Annotated in this window: 12 protein-coding genes; 5 read left to right on the top strand and 7 right to left on the bottom strand. The window is 57.2% G+C overall.

The window, feature by feature from the left end; all coding sequences use genetic code 11:
- Positions 1 to 32: 32 nt before the first annotated feature.
- The 6 genes from G7G_RS0120205 to G7G_RS0120180 are packed head-to-tail and all read right to left on the bottom strand — an operon-like array spanning position 33 to position 7542.
- Positions 33 to 878 carry a crotonase/enoyl-CoA hydratase family protein gene (locus G7G_RS0120205; protein ID WP_010443286.1) on the bottom strand — a complete coding sequence of 282 codons (846 nt, stop codon included), beginning with the start codon at positions 876 to 878 and terminating at the stop codon, positions 33 to 35.
- Positions 879 to 880: 2 nt separating this feature from the next.
- Entirely contained in the window at positions 881 to 2314 is a 1434-nt protein-coding gene (locus G7G_RS0120200) for an aldehyde dehydrogenase family protein (RefSeq protein WP_010443285.1), read from the bottom strand.
- Positions 2315 to 2329: 15 nt separating this feature from the next.
- On the bottom strand, positions 2330 to 3934 hold the full coding sequence (locus G7G_RS0120195; RefSeq protein WP_010443284.1) for a class I adenylate-forming enzyme family protein: 1605 nt from the start codon (positions 3932 to 3934) through the stop codon (positions 2330 to 2332).
- Positions 3927 to 4718 carry a crotonase/enoyl-CoA hydratase family protein gene (locus tag G7G_RS0120190; RefSeq protein WP_010443283.1) on the bottom strand — a complete coding sequence of 264 codons (792 nt, stop codon included), beginning with the start codon at positions 4716 to 4718 and terminating at the stop codon, positions 3927 to 3929. The genes G7G_RS0120195 and G7G_RS0120190 overlap by 8 nt, the downstream gene beginning before the upstream one ends.
- Positions 4715 to 6334 carry a class I adenylate-forming enzyme family protein gene (locus G7G_RS0120185; RefSeq protein WP_238528845.1) on the bottom strand — a complete coding sequence of 540 codons (1620 nt, stop codon included), beginning with the start codon at positions 6332 to 6334 and terminating at the stop codon, positions 4715 to 4717. The genes G7G_RS0120190 and G7G_RS0120185 overlap by 4 nt, the downstream gene beginning before the upstream one ends.
- Entirely contained in the window at positions 6331 to 7542 is a 1212-nt protein-coding gene (locus G7G_RS0120180; RefSeq protein ID WP_010443281.1) for an aminomethyl transferase family protein, read from the bottom strand. Before G7G_RS0120180 ends, G7G_RS0120185 begins: the two co-directional genes overlap by 4 nt.
- 152 nt (positions 7543 to 7694) lie before the next feature.
- Between G7G_RS0120180 and G7G_RS0120175 the strand changes: the two genes are divergently transcribed.
- From G7G_RS0120175 to G7G_RS0120150, 5 genes are all read left to right on the top strand, one after another.
- On the top strand, positions 7695 to 8597 hold the full coding sequence (locus tag G7G_RS0120175) for a LysR substrate-binding domain-containing protein (protein WP_010443280.1): 903 nt from the start codon (positions 7695 to 7697) through the stop codon (positions 8595 to 8597).
- Positions 8598 to 8944: 347 nt separating this feature from the next.
- Positions 8945 to 9562, top strand: coding sequence for a 3'-5' exonuclease (locus G7G_RS0120165; protein WP_010443278.1), 618 nt, complete (start codon positions 8945 to 8947; stop codon positions 9560 to 9562).
- Between the two features lie 604 nt (positions 9563 to 10166).
- Positions 10167 to 10355 (top strand): hypothetical protein, encoded by a 189-nt coding sequence (locus tag G7G_RS0120160; protein ID WP_010443277.1) that lies wholly within the window; start codon positions 10167 to 10169, stop codon positions 10353 to 10355.
- Between the two features lie 301 nt (positions 10356 to 10656).
- Positions 10657 to 11784 (top strand): efflux RND transporter periplasmic adaptor subunit, encoded by a 1128-nt coding sequence (locus G7G_RS0120155; RefSeq protein WP_010443275.1) that lies wholly within the window; start codon positions 10657 to 10659, stop codon positions 11782 to 11784.
- Between the two features lie 4 nt (positions 11785 to 11788).
- Positions 11789 to 14929 (top strand): efflux RND transporter permease subunit, encoded by a 3141-nt coding sequence (locus G7G_RS0120150; protein WP_010443274.1) that lies wholly within the window; start codon positions 11789 to 11791, stop codon positions 14927 to 14929.
- 469 nt (positions 14930 to 15398) lie between these two features.
- On the opposite strand, the gene G7G_RS0120140 is transcribed toward G7G_RS0120150, so the two are convergent.
- A complete protein-coding gene (locus G7G_RS0120140; RefSeq protein ID WP_010443273.1) occupies positions 15399 to 16208 on the bottom strand; it encodes a hypothetical protein in 810 nt (269 codons plus the stop codon).
- Positions 16209 to 16432: the final 224 nt, after the last annotated feature.

The following is a 16432-nucleotide window of genomic DNA, read 5'->3' as shown; positions in this document are numbered from 1 at the left end:
GAGGCTCAGTTTCGGTCGCCGTACTCAAATTTTCAATCGAAGGGTTTGTTGCGGGTCCAGTCGAAGGTGCCGGTGTCCCGTTCGTGCACAGCCTGTTTCCAGCCGACTTGCTCCACGCGGGCTTTGAAGTTCATGCCTTCGGGTGAATGGCGAGTGACGCCATCGAACACGGTGGCAAGGCGCTGTGTTTGGTTGATCTTTTCCTCGACCGCCGCGTTAATCACCATTTTCTGCATGGCCAGCTGGTTAATCGGCACGGACGCAATGCGCGCAGCCAGCGCCTCGACCTCGTCGTCCAGCTGGTCATCGGGTACGGATTTCAAAACGAGTCCCATTTCGGCGGCCTCAACACCAGCTACCTTGTCGCCCGTGAACATCATCCGCTTGGCCTTCTCAGGCCCGAGCCGATGCACCCACATTGCCGTGGTCGGGCACCCCCAGACCCGGGTGGGCATGTAGCCGATCTGCGCTGTCTCTCCCATGATGGTCAAATCAGCGCAGAGCGCGATATCCGACCCACCCGCGACGGCAAAGCCGTGAACCTTGCAGATCACCGGTTTCATCGCCCTGAAGAGCGACATGAAGGCCTGCGTATTCGCCCACATGAACTGGAAATCTTGCATTGGGTCCCATGGCATGTCCTGCACCACCTTGTTGGGGCCGTTGCCTTCGGCATAATGGGCCAGATCGTAGCCCGCGCAGAATGCCTTGCCGGCACCGGACAGGACCATCAAATGCACGCCCCTGTCGGCATCCGCCTCGGCCACCGCCGCCGCCAGTTCGCGCGGCAGATCGTCGTCGATGGCATTCATCACCTCGGGGCGGTTCAGGGTGATCCGCCCGATCCGGCCATCTTTTTCGTAAAGAACCTTTGCCATGCTCACCCCCAGTCACTCACGGCCTTGACCTCCAGGAACTCCTCCAGCCCCCAGACACCGCCTTCGCGGCCAGTACCGGATTGCTTCATCCCGCCAAAGGGTGTTCCGGCCCCGCCGAATTTACCGTTCATCTCGACCATACCCGAGCGCAGCCGCCGCGCCACCCGACGGGCACGAGATTTATCGGGGGTCTGGACATAATTGGTCAGCCCATAAGGTGTGTCATTGGCCAGGGCGATCGCCTCTTCCTCGGTATCGAATGGTGTCATGGTCAGAACCGGGCCAAAGATTTCCTCCCGCCAGATGGTCATGTCAGGCGTGACATCGGCAAAGACCGTAGGCCGGACGAAATGCCCGGTGCTCAGCCCGTCCGGCTTGCCCATCCCGCCAGCCACAAGCCTGGCGCCTTCATCGATCCCTTGCTTGAGGTAGTATTGGATCCGGTTGAACTGGACCCCGGAGACGACCGGGCCGATCTGGCGACCCTCGACATCAGCGGGGCCAACCTCGGTTTTCCCGGCCGCCACTCGGGCAGTTTCAACAGCCGCGTCATAGATCGACCGCTCCACCAGCATCCTTGTGGGTGCATTGCAGTACTGGCCGGTATTGTTGAAGCAATGGCGCACACCGCGTGCGACCGCCTTTTCGTCGGCATCGGCAAAGATGATGTTGGCCCCCTTGCCCCCCAGTTCGAGACTGACGCGCTTGACGGTCTCCGCTGCCGCCTTGCTGATCGCGACCCCAGCTCGGGTTGATCCGGTGAAGCTGACCATGTCCACGTCCGGGTGCGCGGTGAGATGCGCGCCAACACCGGCACCATCACCGTTCACAAGATTGAACACGCCGGGTGGGAAGCCCGCTGCATCGATCATCTCGGCCAGCAGAATGGCACTGAGTGGCGAGAGTTCAGAGGGTTTCAGAACCACCGTACACCCAGCGGCCAGCGCCGGGGCGAGTTTCAGCATCACCTGGTTCATCGGCCAGTTCCATGGGGTGATCAGGGCGCAGACACCGACCGGCTCGTACAGGATCACGTCGCCGGGCGCGTGGTCCCCCAAGGGACGTTCAAAGGCAAAAGCCTTGGCCGCCCGAATGGTGTTCTTGAGATGCCCCGCCCCGGCACCGACCTGCGCCGTCTTTGCCAATGCGATAGGTGCACCCATCTCAAAGCTGATGGCCTGTGCCATGTCTTCGGCTTGGCCCTTGTAGACCTCCATCAACCGCTCCAGTGCGGCGATCCGGCCCAAAGGGTCTGTTGCCGCCCAGGCCGGGAAAGCTGCCTTGGCTGCGGCGACGGCCGCGTCGGCAACAGCGACGCCACCCAAAGTGATCGTGGCGATCTTTTTTTCTGTGGACGGGTTTTCAACTTCCACTTCGCGCCCGTCGATCGAGGTAACCCATTGGCCGTTGATGTAATGTCGTGTGGCGTCTTGCATGGCGTGTCCTGCCTTTCAAAGTTCGGTGAAGTCCCCGGCGACAAACCGGTCGCGGAGGATGAATTTCTGGATCTTGCCCGAGCCGGTCAGAGGGAAAACCTCGACCTGCACCCAGATATTCGGGGTTTTCTGCGGGGACATGTTTGCGCGGCAATGGGCATGCAGCGCGGTCTTGTCGAGCGGTTCAGTGCCGCGGAGGAAGGCGCCGATAACCTCGCCCCATTTCGGGTCCGGCAGGCCGACAACGGCGACCTCGGCCACGCTCGCGTGTTCCAATAGGCAGTTCTCGATCTCGGCCGGGAAATGGTTCTCGCCGCCGCGGATGATCATCTCCTTGACGCGGCCAGTGACGGTGACGTAGCCGCGCGCATCCATCCGGCCCAGATCGCCGGTGTGCAGCCAACCCATCGCGTCGACGGTCTCGGACGTGGCCTTGGGGTTGTCGTTGTATTCCAGCATGACGCAGGGGCCGCGGGCACAGATTTCCCCGACCTCTCCGACGGCGACAACGCTATTGTCATCGACACTGCGGATCGAGACCTCGGTTTGCGCAACCGGCTGGCCAGCCGTGTTGCAGATGTCGTCAATACTGTCTGACAAATGGTGTTGCGTGATTACCGGGCAATGCTCGGTCTGGCCATAGAGCGTTGAAAATCCGGCCCCCATCAGCGCCTCGACCCGGCGCACCAATTCGGGCGCCACCATTGATCCGCCGCAGCTGACAAGCTTCAGGGCTGAGAGGTTTCGCGGACGCGCCTCTTGCGCGTCGAGAAGCGCCACCACCATGGTCGGTACGCCAAGGATGATGTCAGCGCCGCTCGCTTCCAACTGATCCAGCACGATGTTCGGGTCAAACAGGCTGACCAGCACCATTTTGCACCCGGCTTGCAAGCAGCCCAGAGTGACCATGCCACAGCCTGAGGTGTGGAACATCGGCATGATGTTGACCCATGTGGTCGTCTCGGTCGCGCCGCAGCGGGACGCGTAGAAGCGTGCATTGTTGACCAATCCGCGATGGCTGAGAACAGCACCCTTGGGAAAACCTGTTGTGCCGGACGTATATTGGATCATCGCAGCGTCGCCCGGGGCAACTTCGGGCAAGGCAGGCGGGCGGGTGCCCTGTGCAAAGAACGCGTCACTTTCCATATCTGTGACTTCGCGGATGGCAGCGATGTCGGTCACGACCTCAGCTCCAATCCGGCCCATTGGGTTGCCGCGGAATTCCTCGACAAGGAACAGGGCAACCGCGCCGGATTGTTCCAGCACATAGGCCAGTTCGCGCGCCTGAAAGGCTGGGTTCGCGGTGACCAGAACCAGCCCTGACAGCGAACAGGCATATTCCATCAACACCCATTCTGGGCTGTTGGGTGACCAGATCACTACCCGTTCACCGGGCGCAAAACGACTGGACAGCGCCAGCGCAAGTCGCTCGGCCTCGGCCAGCAGTTCGGCATAGGTCCAGCGCTGCCCTTCTGATCCGTCCTGCATGACTTCGACCAAGGCCTCGGCATCCGGGCGCGCCGCAGCAACCTCACGCAGCAATGCACCGATGGTGATCTCGCGCGTCTCCATGTCGGACTGGGCAGGAGCACGGGAGGTGGTGAGGGTCAAATCATACATCGCTGAAATCACCGCCACGGCCCTTGCCGCTGGCAAACCGGGTGGCGCCTTGGACACCTTTGGTGACCTCGGCCTTGCTGCCCTTCCATTCCTGTCGAAGAGCGTCACGTTCAGTTAACCCGTGCTGTGCCCGCACAGACCGGCGATCTGCGCGCATGCAGCTTTGGGGGAAACGGGCGATGTCATGGGCCAGCGCTTCGGCCTTGGTTCGCGCGTCGCCTTCAGGCACGACGTATTCGCACAGCCCAATTCGCAGTGCCTCTTCCGCATCGACGCGGCGACCGGTCAGGATCAGGTCCATCGCGCAGCCTTCACCCACCAGACGCGGCAGGCGCACCGTGCCACCGTCGATCAATGGAATACCCCAACGGCGGCAGTAGACCCCCATGAAGGCGGTTTCTTCCATCACCCGGATATCGCACCAAAGCGCCAGTTCCATGCCACCCGCCACGGCAGGCCCGGCCACAGCGGCGATCACCGGTTTGCTGAGCTCCAACCGGCTGGGTCCCATGGCCGCCATCGGCGGCTCACCCTCATCGGGAAAGTCGAACGGATCAAGCGCCTCGGCCCCGGCAAGGGAGGCTGCATGCTTCAAATCCCACCCGGCGCAAAAGGCACCGCCTTCGCCCCAGAACACTACAACGCTGGCGGTGACGTCCGCGTCAAACGACTGGAACGCCTCAAAAAGTGCAGTGGCACTTTCCGGATCCATGGCATTGCGAGCCTCAGGGCGGGAGTGGATGATGGTCCAGACCGGACCATCCTTTTCGACGCGAACGCTCATTGCAGAACCTCTCCGTAGTTACCTGCGAGGAACTTCTCACGAATAGCGAATCTCTGCACCTTGCCAGAGCCTGTCAGCGGGAAGTCCGGCACACGCACCCAGACCGATGGCGTTTTCTGCGCGGACAGATGCGCCCGGCAGTGGGTGCGCAAATCAGCCACGTCGAGGGGTTGGTCGGACAGGATGAATGCCGCGATCACCTCTCCCCATTTCTCATCCGGCAGGCCGACCACGGCCACCTGAGCGACGTTGCGGTGGGTCACCAACACCGCTTCGATCTCGGCCGGGAAGTGGTTTTCACCGCCGCGTATGATCATGTCCTTCACACGACCCGTCACCCGCACGAAACCTTGAGCATCCATCGTTCCCAGATCGCCGGTATGCAGCCAGCCGTCTGCGTCGATAGCGGCGGCGGTTGCTTCTGGATTGTCATTGTATCCGATCACCACAGCGTAGGATCGCGCGCATATTTCGCCGACTTCACCTATTGGGAGCACGCGGTTGTCCTCTGGAGAGCGGATCGACACCTCGGTCTGCGGCAAGGGCGGGCCTGCGGTTTCCATGATCTGTTTAAGCGTTGCTTCGACCGGGTTCAGGCAGATCATCGGGCTGTGTTCCGTCTGCCCAAACGCGCTGAGCAAGTGACAGCCCAATCGGTCCCGCACCCGGCGAACCAGATCGGGTGGCACAGGCGCTCCGCCCGTCGTGATAACCTCAAGTAAAGACATGTCGCGCGGGGTTTGTTCGAGGGATTCCAGCAGGTTGAACAACATGGTGGGAACGGCGAAACAGGTTGTGACGCCCTGTTCCTCGATCAATCGCGCAAAGACATCGGCATCAAAACGCTTGATCAGCAGCATCTTGCACGCGGCCTGAAGGCATCCGAGCGCCCCAGTGGCACAGCCCGCCGTGTGAAAGAGCGGCATGAAGTTGGCCCAGACTGAGTGCGGCCCAACCTGTTTGCGTGCGCAGAAAAGCCGCGCGTTGTTCACCAGGTTCTTGTGGCTGAGCACCGCGCCCTTTGGAAATCCTGTTGTTCCCGAGGTGTACTGGATCTGCGCAGCATCATCCGGCTGGACATCTGGCAGGATGGCGGGTCGCTCACCATGGGCGTAGAGAGCATCCTCGCATTCCAGATTGACGACCTCGCGCAGGCGCGTGTTGCCTTTTGTCGCCTCGCGCGCAATCTCAGCCATCGGATTGCCTCGGTACCCGTCCACCATGAACAGTCCGACAGCCCCTGATTGTTCCAGCACATATTTGAGCTCGGAGGCCTGAAAAGACGGATTGGCTGTAACCAGAACCAGCCCCGCCATGCCGCAGGCATATTCCATGAAAATCCACTGGGGGATATTGGGTGCCCAGACGACGACCCTGTCACCAACTTCGAACCGGGTGGCGAGGGCCTCGGCAAGGCTCTCGGCCTGTGCCAGTATCTCCGCGTAGGTCCATGACTGGCCACAGTAACCGCTCTCCGCGACATCCACCATCCCCACGGCATCCGGATGACTGGCTGCTACCTCTCGCAGCAACCCGCCAACCGTGATGTCGCGGATTTCCGCATCATTCTGCGCCGGGAAGTGCGAGGTGGTGAGGTTCATGTCATACATCGTCATTCCGCCGCGATCGGTTTGGTCGGGATATCCACCAATTTGCCGCGCGGAATGAGCCGGTCGGCGTCGTACATCGGCAGGGTGCAGAGCTCACCGCTCTGGGTGGACCCATCGGCGCAGAGCACATCGACCTGTGTGCCCGGACCCTGTGCGGGGTCGTCCATGCGCACGATGCAAACACCACAGCCCTGATACGGCGAATAGCCCGAGGAACAGACACGGCCAACATCTTTTCCATCAATGGTCATGACGCGTCCAAGCTGCGCCACGCCGCCGGACACACGCATGCCCCAGGTGCGGCAGGATTTATCGGCGGCCTCCAGTGCTTTGCGGCCAACAAAGTCACGATCTTCAAATTCGACAAAACCGCCAAGCCCTGCCTCAAACGGCGTCGTCTCGGCTCCGAAATCTGACCCAGCGTTGAGCAACCCGGCCTCGATCCGCCGCGCGCGGAACACCGGCGTTCCGGTCAGCAGAATGCCGAATGCCGCACCGACCTCCATGATCCGGTCGCCGATGGCGGGGATGTCGGTGTCGGGCAGCAGGTAGACCTCCCACCCCAGCTCGTTGGTGAAGCCCGAGCGGCTGATCCAGCAGGTCTGGCCCGCGATGGAGACCTCAGCGCAATCGAAATAGCGGAATGGATCGGGCATGGGGCCATCAAGCACGGTGGCCAGCAGTTCCAGCGAACGTGGCCCCTGTATCTGGCTGACCCAGACATTCGGATCGTGGATTTTCACGTCCAGCCCCTCGGCGTGGGCCTTGTACCAGCTGAACAGGTCGCCGTCGGCCTGCGCCATCCAGAACCTGTCCTGCGACAGCCGCAACAGCACGCCATCGGTGATCATGCCGCCATCGTGGTAACAGGCGAATTGATAGGAGCAGCGGCCCGGTTTCACCTTGCTAACACTCCGGGTGAAAACCTTGTTCAGCAGCGTTTCCGCATCCGGCCCGCTGATCTCAATTGGCAACTCGCCGGTGTGGCGAAAGATGACGTTGGTGCGCACGGCCCAATACATCTCGTCATCCGTGGCTGTGTCGAGCTTTTCTGGTGTCAGGCGCGAATTGTAGAGCGTGTATTCAGGATCAAAAGGCAGCTCCATATAGCTCAACGGATGGGGCGGCATTGTGCGGGTCAGTTCGCGCGGGCGCTCGCCAATGTTCTTGAAGGCTTTGACCGCGTAACGGGTGTGGGAGAGGTCAGTTGTCATGAAATTCACCGTTCAGAGTTGTTAGACGCCTGCGGGTGATCTTCGACAAGGACAGATGGGTGCCACGCATTAGATTTAGTGTATTGGGCCAGGTGGGCTTGGCGCAAATCTAATGATTTGCACAAGTCGTTCGAAAAAATTAGACAATACCCATGCGCTTTCGTTCTTATGATGCCCTCAAGACCTTTGATGCCGTTGCCCGCAATCTGTCGATGACCAAGGCGGCGGACGAGGTGCATCAGTCAAAAGGGTCGATCAGTTACCAGGTGGGCAAGCTTGAAGCCGAACTCGGCTTTCGCCTGTTCGAGCGGGTGCACGCAAAACTGGAACTGACCGAAGAAGGGCGCAGGTTGTGGCATGTGTCCCAAACGGCCCTGAGCCAGATCGACCGTGAAATCGAAGACCTGCGCGGCTCGGCCTCAGGTGCCGTGACCGTTGGCGCACTGACCTACTTCTCGTCGCGGTGGTTATCGCCAAGGCTAACTCGCTTTTTCGAGGCCAATCCCGGTATCAGCCTGCGGATCGAACCCATCAGTTCTATGGACATGCTGAAGAGCGTCAGGGTGGACATGGCTGTCCTCTGGGGAATAGGCGGCTGGAAGGGTCACAAAAGCGAACTTCTTCTGTCCCTGCCTGCCGTTCCAACTGCCAACCGCGCAGTCGCAGAGCAGGTAAGGCAGCTTGGACTGGCCGAGGCGGTCAGGCAGCTTCCGCTCTTGGGGGACAGCTCCGGCGATGCGGGGTGGAAGGCCTGGCACGCAGCAGCAGGGCTACCTTACGCCCCCAGCCGGTCCAGCCTGACCATCCCGGATTCCAACAGCCGCGTTCAGGCGGTGGTGGATGGCCAGGGGATCGCCCTGTGGGATGATCTGGTCGCGCCGGAATTTGGCGATGGAACGCTTGTCAGATTGTCTGACATCAGAGTTGAGAACGCGGGTTACTTTGTCGTTTTCACGGATCGGCAGATGTCTCAAGGGGCCGAGGCATTCCTGGACTGGTTGCGGGCTGAAAATGATCGCGGCGATATGGGCCGGCCTAGAACCCTGCGGGTTTGAACTCATCTATGAACGCCCGTCTCGATTGTCCCATTCCATGCGCCTTTCCTGGGCACGGGTAGTTTGCCCCGGTGTCCGGGATCAGGAACGAAGTTCAATCTGATTGAATGGCCGGTTTTCTCGCCGCGATGCGTCACCAATAAATGCGCGTGTGCAGAGAAATTCATGCTGCGAGCGTGCGCAGCACAAAATCAAGAGGTCCGGTGTGGGCTCTCTTCCGCTGTTCGCTACAACCTGTACCAATGACTGCTATCATGTGCTGCGTGGTCTGGAAAAGAAGCCTGGCTGCTTTGCTCAGCTGCTGGTCGAGCTTTGCATCAGTCAGTAAGCGTGTGAAAATCGTTCTCATGGTCAATGCTACATCTTTGTCTTTACCAACCTGTTTCAATCAGGTCGAACCACTGAGCGACAATCTCAGGTTCATAGCTGTGGACGTCGAGACTGCCGGGTACGATATCGCGAGCATCTGTCAAATTGGCCTCGCTTTTGTTGGGTTTGACAACTCAATTGCGACTTACAGCACCTATATCGATCCCCGCACGCCATTCGCCGCAGGCAATACGCGGTTGCATGGGATTGATGCTGCAACGGTCAAAAACTCCCCCGAATTTGCAGAAGTATTGCCTGACCTGCGTCCGGTTCTTGAAGCATATCCGCTTATTCAACATAGCCGTTTCGATGAGAAAACCTTTGATGCAGCGTGCCGACTTGCAGGACTTCAAGTGTTGAAATCGGTATGGTCAAACAGCGTTGCCATCGCTCGCCAAGCCTGGCCGGAGTTGCGGGGCAATGGTGGGCATGGTCTGGCCAATCTTAAAGAGGTGTTAGGGCTTCAATTCAAGCACCATGATGCCGGAGAAGATGCACGTGCTGCTGCCGAAGTTACTTTGAAAGCTGAAGCATCAATGGGGCGAAAAATCAGGCTGCTGAATGCCTCACAGCAGTTGGTCTTTGATTTTCAGTGATGCGAGAGGGCGACTTCGTGGGCCGTAAGGCATCAAAACAACCATCAGCTCAAACTGAGGGCTCAAATTTCATGACAAATAGTACTTAGATTTAATGTACATGCTATGTGTATTTTATGGACGCCAAAGAGTAACATTCAAATATGGGTCATAGTAAAAACAATGAGTTACATGAGGTCAAATGGGCAAACTATGGGTCATTTTACACGTACCCATAGTATTGCCATTTTGGCCCTAGGGATTGCCATTTCGAGCTCATAAGTTTGCCATTGTCTCAAATGGAGGACTTCAGCTGCCAAAGCCCAATACTTGGGACGTTGACTAATTCAATTTGCTTGAAAGGTTGGGCTGGGAGCAGACATTCACTGTGGATGCGAAATCCAGATGCGAATCTTGGAAAGCAGTCATTCAGATTAGAGTTTCTTCCACCCGAAGCATTAGTTGCACCAACTTTGATTGCCAGAGATTGCCATACCGTCTGAACACGGTTCGGTTGAGGCTGCGGTCTCAATGCAAAACCAAGAAATGTGAGTAGCGCGTTGTCAAAAGATGATTTCCCAACACCTTTTGAGTTTATGCAAACGACCGTACGCGTCGAAACGCCATGGCAGAGAACGCCGACAAGTATTTTCCCACGAGCAATGACCGAATGTTCAAAGACAATGCACAGTTCTTTAAATCGGCAGATGACGCGTCGGAGTACCTTCGCGAGGCAGATTTTGCTGTTCTGGAATTACGCCTTAGAACACACTTCACCGCCAGAGACAGCGACTGGCTTTTGCGAGGAGCATGAATTTCTTGGAATGGCCTATTCGGACGTTCGTCATACCATTGCCATGCTGCAGTTGCAGCCCTCTCTCCTGACATTCGCTGCGCCTGCGGGATCAGAAACTTATTGAACTCATAGATTGCTCAAAAGTCTCGACGTATTGGCGACAGCATTATGAGACCAAGGCGCCTTGCTTAATTTGCAAAGACTTCCAATTGGTTGAGTCGGTGGAAAATGCACTCAATGTGATTGCTGGATTTTCAACAGCATTACGTTACCTTGGTTTCGACGAGAGCACAGACGAAACTCTTCTGGAGGATGTAATTTGTCAGTAAGGCTGTTAGTCACCGCAGTGATTTTGAACTTTGGTCTGAACCCTTCTGTTGTCATTGCGCAGGACAGCCAAACGAAGCCTAAGGTGACCGTGACGTCGGCAGAGATGAAACCGGTATCTTTGACCGAAGTGTTCACTGGCCGGATCGAGGCGTTGGATCGTGTCGACCTGATCGCGCGCGTACCTGGATTTGTGAAGTCCATTAATTTCAAGGACGGCTCAAGCGTTAAAGCGGCGGATGTCCTGATCGAGATCGAACCGGATTCCTACGAGGCGACCGTCACGGAAATTCAAGGACAAATCCAAGCGGCACAAGCGGGAAAGAAAATTGCCGATATCGAGCTTGATCGACAGCAAAAGCTATACGCCAAAGGCGACACACCTCAGGCTGTCGTTCAGAAAGCGGAAGCGCAGCAAGGTGAGGCGGATGGGCATGTGCTGGAACTACAGGGCAGCCTCCAAAACGCTCAGCTTGACCTGTCTTATACAAAGATAACCGCGCCCTTTGATGGCAGGATCGGACTGACGGACTTGTCCGTGGGCGCATTCGTCAGCCCAGAGGGTGGAACCCTGTTGTCGCTGTCCAGCATCGATCCCATCAATGTAACCTTCCCGGTAACCGAAGCCGAACTGCTTGAGTTTCGCGCCCGCCGTGCCAAGGCGTCGGACTCTGAACCGCTGAAACTGCAGCTGATTCTTGCCGATGGCACGACATACGGTGAAACAGGCAGCATTGAAGTGGCTGACACGCAGGTGCAGTCGGGCACGGATACCGTTCTGGTCCGGGGGTCTTTTCCTAATGCGGATGGGTCACTCATTGATAATCAGCTGGTGCGGGTTCTTGTCACAGATCCCACGCAGGACAAATCGCTGGTGATCCCCGCCAAGGCTTTGCAAAAAGATCAGTCGGGTTACTTTGTCTTCACGGTCGGAAGCGACGACAAGGTTGAAAAGAAGCCGATTCAATTGGGACGGACCGAAGGGGCCGAAGCCGTCATTTCGAGCGGTCTGACCGAAGGGGACCAGGTTGTCACCGACGGCGTTCAGCGCGTTCATGCGGGCGTCGAGGTCAGTATCTCCACACCCCAGAGCACATCGTCAGCCACCAGCGGAAACTGATCCCATGATCTCGCAACTGTTTATCCGCCGCCCCAGATTTGCAATTGTCATCTCGGTGGTGATTACGCTGGCCGGGTTGATCTCCATTACGCAGCTGCCGGTGGAGCAGCTGCCCGACATCGTGCCGCCACAGGTTCAGGTTACTACCAGTTACCCTGGGGCCGGGGCAGAAGTGGTCGAGTCGACCGTTGCCCAGATCATCGAAGAACAGGTGATTGGGGTCAGCGACATGCTCTATATGAAATCGACGAGCGGTTCGGATGGCAGCTATAACCTGCAGGTTACTTTCGAGCCTGGAACAGACCCTGATATTAACGCTGTCAATGTGCAGAACCGTGTCAGCCTGGCCATGTCCGCATTGCCCGAAGAGGTCACACGCGCGGGCGTCAACACCAAAAAGAAGTCCTCGGCTCTGTTGCAGGTCGTGGCCATTACCTCGGACGACCCGAAGAACGACGACTTGTTCCTGTCGAATTTTGCAACAATCAACGTTCTGGACAGCATCAAAAGATCACCCGGTGTAGGGGATGCGACGCTGTTCGGAGCGCTTGACTACTCGATGCGCATCTGGCTCGACATCGACAAGATGACAAGTCTTTCGGTGACCGTCGACGATGTGATCGCCGCCCTTAATGCGCAAAACGTTCAGGCAGCGGTGGGGCGCGTCGGTGCGCAGCCGATGACAAATGACCCGACCTTTCAGCTGAGTATCCAGACGCAAGGTCGGTTGAGCACCGTCGCCGAGTTCGAAGAGATTGTCGTGCGGGCACTTCCAGACGGCTCTTTTGTTTTGATCAGTGACATCGCACGGGTGGACCTTGGGGCGAAAACCCGGGACTCCTTTTCCTCGTTTGACAATAAGCCGGCCGCAATGATCGGTGTCTACCTTGAGCCGGGCGCAAATGCCCTGGACACGTCAGAATCCATAAAAAAGGCGCTGACAGGATTACAGAGCGCTTTCCCCGATGGGGTTAACTGGAGTGTGCCCTACAACTCTGTGACCTTCGTCCGCGCCAGTATCGATGAAGTTGTGAAAACTCTGGTACAAGCGTTTGCCCTGGTGGTGATCGTGGTCTTCTTGTTTCTGGGCAACCTGCGGATGGCGCTAATCCCGCTCATCGCGGTTCCGGTTTCGCTTATTGGTGCGCTGGCGTTCATTCTCGCTTTGGGGTTTTCACTCAACACAGTTTCGTTGCTGGCACTGGTGCTTGCGATTGGCATCGTCGTGGATGATGCGATCGTGGTGATCGAAAACGTCGAAAAGATCATGGGTGAAAACCCCGAGATGACCGTGGCCGAAGCCACCGGCGAGGCCATGAAACAGATTACAGCCCCCATTCTGGCAATAACCTGTGTGCTGCTTTCGGTGTTTGTGCCGGTTGCATTCATTCCCGGCATTACAGGAACGATGTTCCAACAATTCGCGGTGGCAGTTTCCTTTTCGATGCTGATTTCAGCGCTGAACGCCCTGACACTCAGCCCGGCTTTGTGTGCGGTGCTGTTGCGCCGGGATAGCGCCCCAAAACGCGGACCGCTTGCCTGGCTATCTCGCCGAATAGACAACGCGCGCGACGGCTATGCCTATGCGGTCTCAATTCTCGCCCGTCGAGTAATTCTGGCTGTTTTGCTGCTTGGTTTTGCACTTTTCGGTGCGGGCTGGCTGTTCAAGACAGCGCCGTCCGGTTTCCTACCGGTCGAAGATCAAGGGGCTTACTTCGTTGAGGTCGCGCTGCCCGAGGGGTCCTCGATCAATCGCACATCCAAAGTTATGGAAGACGTCTCGACCATCATCAAATCCGCGCCCGGCGTGCAGGATGTCATGACGGTCACGGGCTTTAGCTTTGTCGATGGCCTGAACAAATCGAACAGCGGGTTTGGCATCGCCATCATGCAACCGTTTGAAGATCGAACCGATCCGGCGTTATCCGTAAGATCCTCGATCCGGCATGTTCGGCGCGAGTTTGCCGGTTTGGAAGACGCCATTGCCTTTCCATTCAATCTGCCCCCGATCCTTGGTCTGGGCACTGGTGCCGGGTTCGAGTTCGAGCTTTTGGACTTGCATGGCGACAGCGTTTTAGATCTTGGTGCAACTGCGGCGGGGTTCATCACAACCGCCAACGCCGACCCCCGGTTGTCGGGCGTCTACACAACATTCTCTGCGCAGTCGCCAAAACTGAATCTCGATCTCGATCGTAAAAGGCTGCAGACGCTTGGCGTGAACGTCGACGACCTGTTCCGGGCGATGCAGGTCACTTTGGGCGGGTATCACGTGAATGACATGAACCTGTTCGGTCGGACGTGGCAGGTCAACTTACAAGCAGATGAGAAATACCGGGCCAATGTCGGAGATATTGCTCGCATTCATGTCCGAAATCACGATGGAGATATGGTGCCAGTGCGCGCCGTGGCGAAGGTAGAACTCATTCTGGGTCCGCAATTGCTCGCCCGCTACAATAATTTTCGGGCCGTCACCATAAACGGTGGACCGTCTCCGGGCGTATCAATGGGCGAGGCCATCGCGGCGATGGAAGAAATTGCAGCCCAGACTCTGCCAGAAGGCTACAGCTACGATTGGACCGGAACCGCGCAGCAAGAGATTGAGGCCGCCGGAAAGACACCTATTGTTCTGGGGCTTGCTTTGCTGTTCGCATATCTCTTCCTTGTTGCGCTTTACGAGAGTTGGACGATACCGCTTGCGGTCCTTTTCTCGGTCACCTTTGCGGTGTGCGGCGCGTTGGGTGCGCTGCTGTTGCTGGGTCTCCAGAACAACCTCTATGCCCAGATCGGATTGGTGGTCCTGATAGCGCTTGCCGCCAAGAATGCGATTTTGATCGTCGAATTTGCGATGGATCGATACCGGCAGGGCCTGAGCGCTGCGGATGCCGCCATTCAGGGTGCCCGCGCACGTTTTCGGGCAGTGATGATGACCAGCTTTGCATTCATTGCCGGGCTCTACCCGCTGGTTGTGGCCGACGGTGCCTCCATGCTCGCTCGCAGAGGTGTCGGCACACCGGTTTTCGGAGGGATGATCGCAGCTGCTCTTGTGGGCATATTTGTCATCCCGCCCCTTTACATCATCGCGCAACGGTTCAGGGAGAAAGTACATGGCAAAATGAATGAGGGAGGTGGCGAAAACGCTGTTTAGAACGTTCAGAAAAGCAGGATTTAGCAATCCGAGTTACGGCTGAGCCCTTTTTTAAAAACCAAGTTCTCATGCGGCTCTTTTCATCATTATGTATTATTCAAAATAACTTTAATATCGAATTTAACACCCGGTCACACGGCCGAAAAGAAACATTCACCAGCCAATTCGTATGCTACGGTCGCAGCCCACATTGCCGACATTCATCGACAACGCTGCATCAGATCAATCATCAACGCGCAACTCGCGGAGCTTCTAGACTTTTGAAATTCAGAGAGCGCTGTCGCAGCATGTTTTCATATGCGGTAGACACAAAGCGATGTCGATGCACGCGTTGTAAATTTGGTTATTCAGTACTTCGACTTTTTCAGAATCAAGACTGCACTTTCTTTGCAACCGCGATCAATGACACAATCCGGGACAAACCCACCATCTGAGTGTATTTGTCGCCGTACAATTCGATCCAAAACAATCAACGAAAATCTGTGTCACGCTGCTCAAGGTCCAGAACAGCATTGAATTCATTCTCCGGGTCCATCCAGGCAACTAGGATCGCGTCTTCTTCGATGTCGTATATGCGGATTTCTGCTGGGGTCACATGGATAGTGCGCTCATTCCCTAAGAATGCGCCTCCATGGGTATCTCCGAACACGACGCGGATCATCCGGGACCCTGGAGCAAACATGCGCAGATACGGATCCGCGGGCTTGCCCATGTTCAAAACCTCTGCCTTGCTACGAACCCAAGTTTCGCCAGCAATACGCTGCTCAGGACTTCGCAAAGCCGAGACTGCGCCTTCTGCAACAGAAGCGACGGCTGCTGACAGCATGATCGCACCAATTGCCATCTGGGCTGCACCTGCGTTTGTCCCGCTGTAGTTCGTCCAGGCAGCAAGGCGCATCAAGCGCCGCTGCGGGTGATAGAGCACGTCGACCATGTCGCCGACCTCGACCGCGTTCCAAAGGTCTATCGGAGCAACTTCTTTTAGGGAAAATGCGCGCGGGTCATCCAAAAGTTGGAAGCGCAAAAAGTGACGTTTCGAAGGTTTCGTGCGTTTCCGTTCGTCGCGACCAACGTGGCCCTTCTTGACCCACTTGTCGGTCACACGCGCCTGCCCAGGTCGACCGGCTCGCTTCAAATATGTCGAATTCAAATAGTGCCGATAGCCCCGCGCGGTGATGACCAATCCTACTACGCCGAGCGCAACCACCCCAAGAAATGGAAGCCAATTGAAGAGAATGTCAGCTACTGGATCTCCGGGTCGATGTATTTCTTGGATCATGCGACTGTCTCCTGCGGTGGCGCGGCCACTAGAAGGTTGCCGGGCTGGTGTAGTCTGGAATGTAGCTAGAAAATGCCACTTCTGAACATGTCCCGGGAGTTAACCTCATATCTATAGGCCAGGTGTGGGCTGAGATCGCTAAAAAACGGAAAATGAAGCTATTACTGGATGTTCGTTCACTAGGTCGGGGGCATTGGTTTCTCCCTGTGCCCGCCCACACGTTT

The sequence above is a fragment of the Ruegeria conchae genome, assembly GCF_000192475.1.
In the GTDB taxonomy this organism is placed as follows: domain Bacteria; phylum Pseudomonadota; class Alphaproteobacteria; order Rhodobacterales; family Rhodobacteraceae; genus Ruegeria; species Ruegeria conchae.
The sequence above is the reverse complement of the archived record's forward strand: the minus strand, read 5'-3'. Positions and strand labels throughout refer to the sequence as shown.